We start from the raw sequence: 9,339 nt of genomic DNA on the forward strand, positions 1-9,339 counted from the left end.
AGTCGTTCGCTGGCCCTCTGGCTGGCTTTCTTCCCTGTATCACTTGAGCATTCATCGCTTAGCGATGCCTGCTGCGATTAGACTTTGTGCGAATGAAGATACTGACTTATTTATAATCAATCAATGTTTTGCAGCGCCACATAAGCGCTATCAGCCATGAAGATTCACAGCTGATGAATATTACGAATAGGTATTAGTCGTTTATAAAAAGCGCATAGAGAATGCGCCGCATATCGAGTGAATAATCAAAGCTCAGTCGCACTCTCCTGCGACTTCTGCCTAACCGGCACCTGCGCCAACCGTTTATTATCGCCACCCTCTTCCGCACGCGGTTCCATTTCGTGCACTGTATTTTCCAACCCGGCAACGTCCTGCTCAATTAACGGCTGCCACCAGTAACTGAAGCGCTGTTCGCTGCCGATAATAACGCCTTCACCAATGGTTGGTGTAACCAGCGCAATATTGCGTTGTTCGGCCTGTTGCCGTACCTGCTCCAGCGGGTCGTACCAGGCATGAATAGACAAGTCGAAGGTGCTGTTATGGATGGGCAGCATCTGCTTGCCACGTAAATCGATATGCGCCTGTACACTTTGCTCCGGCATCATATGCACATGCGCCCAGCGCGGATTGTAAGCACCGTTTTCGACCATGGTTAAATCGAACGGGCCATAGCGTTCGCCTATGGTTTTAAAGCCATCAAAATAGCCGCCGTCACCACTGAAAAAATAGCGTTTATCGTCGCGGATAATGACCCAGGATGCCCACAGTGTTTCATCACCATCCAGTACTCCACGACCGGAAAAATGCTGCGCCGGAGTGGCAGCAACTAAGGTGTTACCAACCTGAGTTTCCTGCCACCAGTCGTGTTCGTGAATGCGTTCTTCGTTGACGCCCCAGTCCCGCAAATATTGGCCCAGGCCCAGGGGTACATAAAAACCTTCGGCACGATCAGCCAGCGCACGAATGCTGGCTTCATCCAGATGGTCATAATGGTTATGGGAAATAATAATGCCAGTCAGTGGCGGCAATTCATCCAGGCCAATAGGCGGCTGATGAAAGCGTTTGGGGCCGGCCCATTGCACCGGAGAGGCACGTTCGGAGAATACCGGGTCCAGCAGCCAGAGTTCGCCGTTAAGCGCCAGCAGTAAGGTTGAGTGGCCAATGCGGTATACACGATGCTCACCGGCTGGTAACTGCTGCAGTTCCTCAGCATTAAAAGAGCGCACCGGAATAGCCTGCGATGGCACCGAGCGCGGATGCTTGCCGGTCGCCAGCTCCCAGAAAATACCGGCCACCTCTTTCAAGCCATGCGCAGGGCGTGGAACCGGGTTGGTAAATTGCTGTTCTGCCGTATCGTATTGCGGCGACTGTTGCAGCCGTTCTGCCTGAGCGCTTGCATTGACCCTGCTGCTGGCACAACCGCTCAACAGCATCGGGATTACAACCAGTAATATCAGCACGGTGGCGGCACCCGCAGCGATGATGGGGTATTTCATTCGGCTCTCCGGCCCACTCGGGGCATTTTGACTGCGGCCAATATTAAGTAACCACTGGTTATTAATAAACCGTTTCTGCCGACTACTGTGTTCGTCGTAGCGGATTAATCGGCCAGTGCGGTTTCTTTTGCGTGTTGCCAGGAAAAGGCCAGCTCATCTTTCACCAACCTGGAATATAGAACAATCGGCATTCATTGCAGTCAGCGCTGCAAGCGTAAATTGCAGAGCGAACAGGCTGCGAAGCAGGAAAACACCCCTGTGTTAACACTCCGTAACCAGAACGTAATTCCTTGGTAAAAGCCCCATAAAGCGCTCAGTCTGAGGTATGAAAGTGTTAACTGCTCAGCATTATTTCATTTTCTGCAGCCATACACTGTACGACTGTTTAACGTCAGAGTGTTGTGCTATGAACCATGCTTTTGCCCTTGATGAGCGCGCATCCGGTTACCATGACGACCACACAGCTCAGCCATTGCTTCGCGATGTTCTGGCCGATGCGGTGAATAATCGCCTGCTGTTTCCATCGGCAACCGATTTACGTGGATTCAGTCGTCACCAGCATAAAAACCAATTGCAGTTCAGTGTGCAGACCGCAGCCGGTGCGTTTTTTATCAAGTGTCAGGATCTGGAATATCTGCCGCACTTTGCCGCCGAACAGGAATGCCTGTTACGCATGCTGGCAACACAGACCATGGCTGCCTGTGCTCCGCTGGCTCTGGGCTCACTCAAGCGTGCGGATATGCAGCCTATGTCTTATCTTATTTTGCAGCATATTCCACTGGCGGTGCATGGTGACTGGTTCAGTGCCGGTCAGCAGCTGGCACAGATGCATCATCATACAACCGATAAAGGCTACGGTTTTGAGCGCATGACCTGGTGTGGCGAAACCGCTCAGGATAATCGCTGGAATGCCAACTGGTGCGATTTTTTTATCGGCCAGCGCCTGCAACCCTTACTCACACAATTACTGGACCGTGGCATCCGCCTTGCCCACAGCAACCGTGCATTACAGCGGGCGAAAGAAATATTAGATAATCATCAGCCTGAGGCAGCATTACTGCACGGCGATTTGTGGTCGGGGAATATTGGTTTTAATCCGGATAAACATTTGTCGTACCCGGTATTATTCGACCCCGCCAGTTATTATGGCGATGCCGAAACGGACCTGGCCATGACCGAGTTATTTGGCCGCTTCCCGAAAAAATTCTACGACGGCTATGAAAGCGTTAATTCTTCCGCTGACAATCGTGAACAACGCAAGCCGGTGTATCAGCTCTACCATCTGCTCAATCATGCCTTGCTGTTTGGTGGCAGTTATATTCCTCAGGCCGAATCTTTAATGGCAAAACTCTGATGCTCAGCCAGGATGGTAAAGCCTGAACGTAAAAAGCCCGGAAAATCCGGGCTTTTTTGCATTCAGATAATGGCTATGGATTTAACCGCTGTTTTTTCCACTCACGGTCAGCCAGCGAATATTCGAGCCGATCGTGCAGTCGGTGCTCACCACCCTGCCAGAATTCCATACGCGCAGGTTTTAACCGATAACCGCCCCAGTAATCCGGCAGTGGAACGTCCTGCCCTTCATACTGTTTGGAAACTTCAGCAAATTGGGCTTCCAGTGTAGCGCGGTCGGCCAGAGGACGACTCTGCGCAGAGGCCCAGGCACCGAGCTGGCTTTCCCGCGGGCGGGAATGAAAATACGCTTCTGCCTCGGCACGGCTGATTTTTTCGACCATTCCCTGCACCTGCACCTGACGCTCCAGATTAATCCAGAAAAAGTGCAGGCTGGCACGGGCGTTTTCTGCAAAATGCTGGCCTTTATTGCTGTCGTAATTGGTGAAAAATACGAAGCCGTTTTCGTCGTAGGCTTTCAGCAGCAAAATACGCTGCCAGGGCTGGCCTGCGGCATCCACCGAAGCAACCGTCATAATGGTTGGCTCCAGCGGGTCGGTGCCGCGATATTGCTCAAACCAGGCATGAAACTGGGTCATAGGGTCCGCTGCTGCGGTTTGTTCGTCTAACCGGCCCTGAGTGTATTGCCGGCGGATATCACCTAAATTAACCATTTAACTCTCCTGCCTGTGTTCATTAATACGATGATAAAAGTGTAGCGCTTAGCGTACAGGTAAATATTGATCTGCCGCGCATGATTTGCCGTACACCATCAATCTGCAGCATGCGTCAAAGGGCGAGAAAATCCAACGCGCGCAATAACGCAAACAACAGACAAAACAGCGCGGTCTGCGCCAACTGCCGGTTCAGTTTTATTCCGCTACGCCGCCAGATTCGCAATACTAGCCACAGCGCTGCCGGTAACGCACACCAGACAAAACTTAACGTTCCTGCTGGCAGCAACAGCAAAGGCAGCAAAATCAGAGCGGCATACAGCACACGACTTCCCTGCTCGCCCAACCATAATGCCAGGGTAGTTTTACCGGCCAGCTTATCGCTCTCCCGGTCACGCAGATTATTAACCAACATAATCGCTGCCGTCAGCAGACCCATCTGCACAGCGGCCAGCCAAACCTCAACGGGCAAAGACTGGCGCTGCAAATAGTAACTGCCACACACCGCCAGCAAACCGAAGAACAGAAAGACCGTAACCTCCCCCAGACCATGGGACGCCAGAGGCAGAGGCCCGGCACTGTAAGCCAGCACGCCCAACACCGACGCCAGACCCAGCAAGGCAAAGGGCCAGCCGCCCTGCAGCACCAACCAGCCGCCGCTGACAACAGCCAGCAATAAACTCAGGATTAATCCGCCCTGCAATTCGCGCGCGCTGAGCCAACCCGACTGTGCCGCGCGCGCCGGGCCAAGGCGCACGCCGTCATCAATACCACGCTGAAAATCGAACAGATCGTTGGCAATATTAACGGCCACCTGCAAGGCCAAAGCACAGCTCAGAATCACCAATGCCAGTGACCAGGAAAAACCACCGGCCGCCGCCGCCATGCTTTGGCTGAGTAATACCGGCGCTAACGCTGCGGGCAGGGTTTTGGGTCGTGCGGCCAGCAGCCACGCCTGTTTTTTGTTCACACCTTGTCCTTATCTGAATCAGCGACGGCCGCGATTCACGCTGGTCCTGACGCTTTATTACCCGGCAACCGGTCTATCTGGCAGCCACAACGCAGCACTTTTGTTATGATGCGCGCCTGTTATTTGCCGACCGTTACAGGTGCTGTTATGTCTGATCAGAATTACCCTACCGCTCCGCTCACCCGCCGCCTTGCGGCAATGGCCTACGATGGTCTGGTTCTGATTGCGCTGTACATTCTGCTCGGCGGCCTTCTGGTAACAGCCGTGTCTAAAATCATCGGCAGTACGGAGTTTGTTCGTCTCAGCCCGGCCATGTCGATGTCGGTTATGTTTACGATCAGCTTTCTTTATTACAGCCATTCCTGGCGCCGTGGCGGTCAGACCATTGGCATGAAAGCCTGGGGCCTGAAGCTGCTGAACGACAACAACGATAACAACAAAAACAGCAATGGCCGCGGCATTCAGCTCAGCCAATGCATGTTACGCAGCGGCGTGGGATTTTTCTCGCTGTTGTTTGCCGGCCTTGGTTTCTGGTGGGCGTTGTTCGATAAACAGCAGCGCAGCTGGCACGATATGGCATCCCTGACGCGAATGGTTTATATCCCGAAAAACATGCAATAAACACCGTACAACGCCCGCCTTGACTGTGCCTGAGGCGGGTTTACCCCGCCTTACGCATCAGCAGCACGCCCAGTAAAAAACAGCCTGCAATCGGAATAATACTGGCCCAGATGGGCGCAAAGCCGAACACAATACTGGCCGGAGCCAGCAATTCTTCCGCGTATTTGTACACCAGCCCCACCAGAATGCCGGAGAAAATCCGGTAACCCGGTGTCACTGCGCGCAGCGGTCCGAAAATAAAAGAAATACCCAGAATCACCAGCGCAAAAGTTCCTAAAGGCTGTGTAACCTTGCGCCAGAAAGATAATAAATAGTTGTCGGCGTTCAGCCCCTGCTTGCTCAGATAACGGGTATAGCTGAACAGATTGGAGATCGACATATCCCGTGGCTGCACCATCACCACACTGAGGCTTTCCGGTGTTAATTCGGTATCCCACGAAGAAGTCGGAAAGCTGCGCACTTCGGTATGGTCACCCAACAGCAACACATCCTGCACATCTTCCATCTGCCAGTGCGAGCGCTGATAAATCGCCCGCTGCGCCGTGCGCACACGCTGCAGTTCGCGGTCGACATCAAATTCATACAGCGTCACACCGTGCAGCACACCACCCGGCTCGACCGCGGTAAAACGCATAAAGTCGTAACCTTCGCGGTGCCAGTAACCTTTGCCTTTATTCGACAACGCATCACCTTTGCCCTGCGCGACCGCTTTTTGTGACTGAGCAATACGCTCCAGCGTCGGAATGGCAAACTCAGCCAGCAGCAGACTGAAAATCATCAGTACCGCCATTGGCTTGAGTACCGAAATACTGATGCGCGCCACCGAAATACCCGCCGCCCGCATCACGGTTAATTCGCTGTTGGCGGCCATACTGCCAAGGCCAGCCAGACAGCCAATCAGACACGCCATCGGCATATATTCATAGGCGCGGCGTGGCAGGCGCAGGCCCATAAATTCCAGAGCCTGCACAAACTGGTAATCGCCTTTCAGCTGGTCGAGCTCGTCTACTAAGGTAAAAATCGCATCCAGGCCAACAATCACAATAATGACCACCAGCGTGGCCATAAACACATTACGTGCAACGTAGGAATCCAGCTGATTCATTACAGGCCCTTAATCTTGCGCCGGCGTATCCACTCCGGCAGTAACAACAAACCCGCCGCAATCAGCAGATAAACAATATGCAGACTCCACAGGCCAATCGCCGGGTCCAGGGTGCGTTTTTCAATCATGCCGGTCATAGCAATCAGCAATGAGATATACACCATAAACAACACAATGGCAGGAAACAGCCGGGCAAAACGCCCCTGACGCGGATTCACTTTCGATAACGGGAAAGCAATTAAGGTGACAATCGGCACCATTAATATTAATGAAATACGCCACTGCAGTTGCGCCTGATGCTTGGGCTCGGCCGAGCCGATCAGTTCCAGCGTTGGTACGGCTTCTTTGCGCAGCTTGCGCCGTTCTTCCGGCTCGTCGGCGATTTTTACGCCGTATAAATCAAAATCCAGCACCTGCAGCTGAGCACTGCCCGGTGTCAGGTCGTAACGGCGGCCTTTATGCAATTCGAGAAAACGTGAGCCGGTTTCGTCACTCACATATTGCGTGCCGCGTTCAGCCAGAAGCAGCGTATTGCCATCGGCAATAAACACCTGATGCATCTGGGTTTTATCATTCGATAAGGTTTCGGTATAGGTAACGCGGGAGCCTGTAGCAGTACTCTGAAAACGCCCCGGTGCCAGTAATTCAAACTCGGTTAATTTCGATTGTTTTTCATACAGGTTTTCCATTTTCTGCGCGCCCCAGGGGCTCAGCACCAGGGTAAAACTGGCCACCAGCAGGGTCAGAAACAGCGCCGGAATCATGGTGTAACCGAGTAATTTTTTATCCGAAAAACCGGTGGCGGTAAGCACCGTCATCTCGCTTTCTGCGTACAGACGGCCATAGGTCAGCAGGATGGAAATAAACAGCGCCAAAGGCAGAATCATTTCCAGAAAAGACGGCAAACGCAGCAACAGGGTAAAAAATACAATATCCAGCGACACCTCACCGGCGGCGGCGGCGGCCAGTTGCTGGATCAGACGACCACTCATCAGGATCATCAGCAGCACAGTGGTCACAGCCACCAGTGAGCCGGCCAGTTCCCGGGCCAGATAACGGAAAAGAATCAAAATACTTACCTTATTGCTAACAAACGGCTGTGTTCCGCCCTTGATTTTCGTACACTTGAACGCATCTTTGAGTCAAACGGGCAGGCACTACTGCCCTTTCTTTTCCCGTCAGGAGCCATCATGCAATATCAGATTTCCACGAATTCTGCCGCCGATGTTCAAGCCAGCTGTATTGTGGTCACTCTCGACCAGTCAGGCAAGCTGTCTGACGTCGCCGCTGCCATCAATAATGCCAGTAACGGTTTTATTCAGGCCCGCATCGATGACAAAGACATCAGCGGCAAACTGGCCCAGACCCTGTTACTGCCGGCCGTTGCCGGGGTAAAGGCCAGCCGCGTATTACTGGTTGGCACCGGTAAAGACGCCCTGACCCGCAGCAGCGCGGTTAAAGTGCTGAACGCCATCGCCAGCGCCAGCAGCGGTTTTTCCGGCAGCATCGCGCTGGCCCTGAATGAACTGGCCAATGATAACCTGAGCGAAAAATGGCTGGCAGAACAAAGCGCCATGGCCTTCGGCAACGCGCTGTACCGTTTTACCGAAACCAAAAGCAAGCAGGATGACGACGTTCGCCAGCCCGACAGCATTATCTGGCTGGGCAGCGATGTCAGCGCCGCGCTGAATAAAGGCGAAGCCGTCGCTCAGGGTGTGGCTTACGCCAAAACCCTCGGCAATATGCCACCGAATATCTGTACCCCAAGCTATCTGGCCGAACAGGCACAGGAACTGGCGGCCAGTGGCGCACTTGAGGTGACCATTCTGGATGAAGATCAGCTGGAAGAAATGGGCGCCGGTGCCTTTGTTTCCGTTGCCAAAGGTTCGTCTGAGCCGGGCAAAATGATCATCATGAAATACAACGGTGCCGCCGATAAAAACGCCGCGCCGCATATGATTCTGGGTAAAGGCATCACCTTTGATACCGGCGGCATCAGCCTCAAGCCGGGTCTGGGCATGGACGAAATGAAATACGATATGTGTGGCGCCGCCTCTGTACTGGGCGCTATGAAATCCTTACTGGCGTTAAAACCGGCGATTAATGTGATTGGTATGATCACCAGCGCCGAGAATATGCCCGCCGGTCATGCCAGCAAGCCCGGTGACGTGGTCGCCAGTTTGTCCGGCAAAACCATCGAAATTCTCAACACCGACGCCGAAGGCCGACTGGTGCTGTGCGATGCCCTGACCTACGGTATCGACAACTTTAAACCGGCCTCCATCGTGGATATCGCCACCTTAACCGGTGCCTGCATGGCCGCACTGGGTCGCGTTAATTCCGGTTTATTCACCACCGACGAAGTACTGGCCGGTGAACTGCAGAATGCCGCCAGCCACAGCGGTGACAAAGTATGGCGTCTGCCACTGGAAGACGACTATCAGGAACTGCTGGATTCCAACTTTGCCGACATCGCCAATATCGGCGGCCCGCTGGCCGGTGCCACCACCGCCGCCTGCTTCCTGGCGCGCTTTACCGAAGGCACGCCATGGGCGCACCTCGATATTGCCGGCACGGCATGGAATACCGGTGGTAAAACCAAGGGCGCGACCGGACGTCCGGTGCCGTTATTGGTGAATTATTTGCTGGCCAAGTAAGCGGTAGCAGAGCATAACAAACGGCCAGCCCCAGTGTTGGCCACTGCTTTCCTATAGCCTGGAGTGGCATCGTGGCTCTCCAGGCTGTGCATTGTGGGAGCGGCTTTCAGCCGCGATATCTGGTTTATTTTGTGGCCGTTCGCCTCGTTGGTTCTGACCTCGTCTAAAGGTTTGATGCCGCTGCGCGGGCTGGCTTTTCTGGCTGAAGCCAGGCCCTATGACCTCTTTGAGGGGTCTTACCCCTCACGCCGGTCGGGCGCTTACTCCTGACCGCCATGAATGGCGGAAATGCCGATTTTGCAGGAGCACACAATCGGCCCTGCGCCCCAACCATCACGCAAAGCCATATTTCAAAGCAGCCTGTTCACTGTGGGAGCGGATCTTATCCGCGACAAGCCAGCCATACCCTCACGCTGACTTTCTC

Annotated in this window: 8 protein-coding genes; 3 read left to right on the forward strand and 5 right to left on the reverse strand. The window is 53.7% G+C overall.

Annotation, left to right across the window (positions count from 1 at the left end; translation table 11 throughout):
* Positions 1–245: 245 nt before the first annotated feature.
* Positions 246–1,496: an MBL fold metallo-hydrolase gene (locus NYR02_RS01435; protein ID WP_260974617.1), complete on the reverse strand. Its 1,251-nt coding sequence runs from the start codon at positions 1,494–1,496 to the stop codon at positions 246–248.
* Between the two features lie 406 nt (positions 1,497–1,902).
* Between NYR02_RS01435 and NYR02_RS01440 the strand changes: the two genes are divergently transcribed.
* A complete protein-coding gene (locus NYR02_RS01440) occupies positions 1,903–2,850 on the forward strand; it encodes a fructosamine kinase family protein (RefSeq protein ID WP_260974618.1) in 948 nt (315 codons plus the stop codon).
* A 73-nt stretch (positions 2,851–2,923) separates the two neighbouring features.
* Here NYR02_RS01440 and pdxH read toward each other — a convergent pair whose 3' ends face one another.
* Together pdxH and menA are read right to left on the reverse strand one after the other, a co-directional pair.
* Positions 2,924–3,562, reverse strand: a complete 639-nt coding sequence (gene pdxH / locus NYR02_RS01445; RefSeq protein ID WP_260974619.1) for a pyridoxamine 5'-phosphate oxidase — start codon at positions 3,560–3,562, stop codon at positions 2,924–2,926.
* Between the two features lie 115 nt (positions 3,563–3,677).
* Positions 3,678–4,532 carry a 1,4-dihydroxy-2-naphthoate octaprenyltransferase gene (gene menA / locus NYR02_RS01450; protein WP_260974620.1) on the reverse strand — a complete coding sequence of 285 codons (855 nt, stop codon included), beginning with the start codon at positions 4,530–4,532 and terminating at the stop codon, positions 3,678–3,680.
* 147 nt (positions 4,533–4,679) lie between these two features.
* On the opposite strand from menA, the gene NYR02_RS01455 reads away from it, so the two are divergent.
* Entirely contained in the window at positions 4,680–5,153 is a 474-nt protein-coding gene (locus NYR02_RS01455; protein WP_260974621.1) for an RDD family protein, read from the forward strand.
* A gap of 40 nt (positions 5,154–5,193) precedes the next feature.
* Here the strand turns inward: NYR02_RS01455 and lptG are convergent, their stop codons facing one another.
* Both lptG and lptF read right to left on the reverse strand, forming a co-directional pair.
* Positions 5,194–6,258: an LPS export ABC transporter permease LptG gene (gene lptG, locus NYR02_RS01460; RefSeq protein ID WP_260974622.1), complete on the reverse strand. Its 1,065-nt coding sequence runs from the start codon at positions 6,256–6,258 to the stop codon at positions 5,194–5,196.
* A complete protein-coding gene (gene lptF / locus NYR02_RS01465; RefSeq protein WP_260974623.1) occupies positions 6,258–7,328 on the reverse strand; it encodes an LPS export ABC transporter permease LptF in 1,071 nt (356 codons plus the stop codon). The genes lptG and lptF overlap by 1 nt, the downstream gene beginning before the upstream one ends.
* Positions 7,329–7,448: 120 nt before the next feature.
* Here lptF and NYR02_RS01470 point away from each other — a divergent pair, with 120 nt between their 5' ends.
* Positions 7,449–8,915, forward strand: coding sequence for a leucyl aminopeptidase (locus NYR02_RS01470; protein WP_260974624.1), 1,467 nt, complete (start codon positions 7,449–7,451; stop codon positions 8,913–8,915).
* The last annotated feature ends 424 nt before the right edge of the window (positions 8,916–9,339 follow it).

The sequence above is a fragment of the Thalassolituus pacificus genome, assembly GCF_025318105.1.
GTDB classification, from domain to species: domain Bacteria; phylum Pseudomonadota; class Gammaproteobacteria; order Pseudomonadales; family Oceanobacteraceae; genus Venatoribacter; species Venatoribacter pacificus.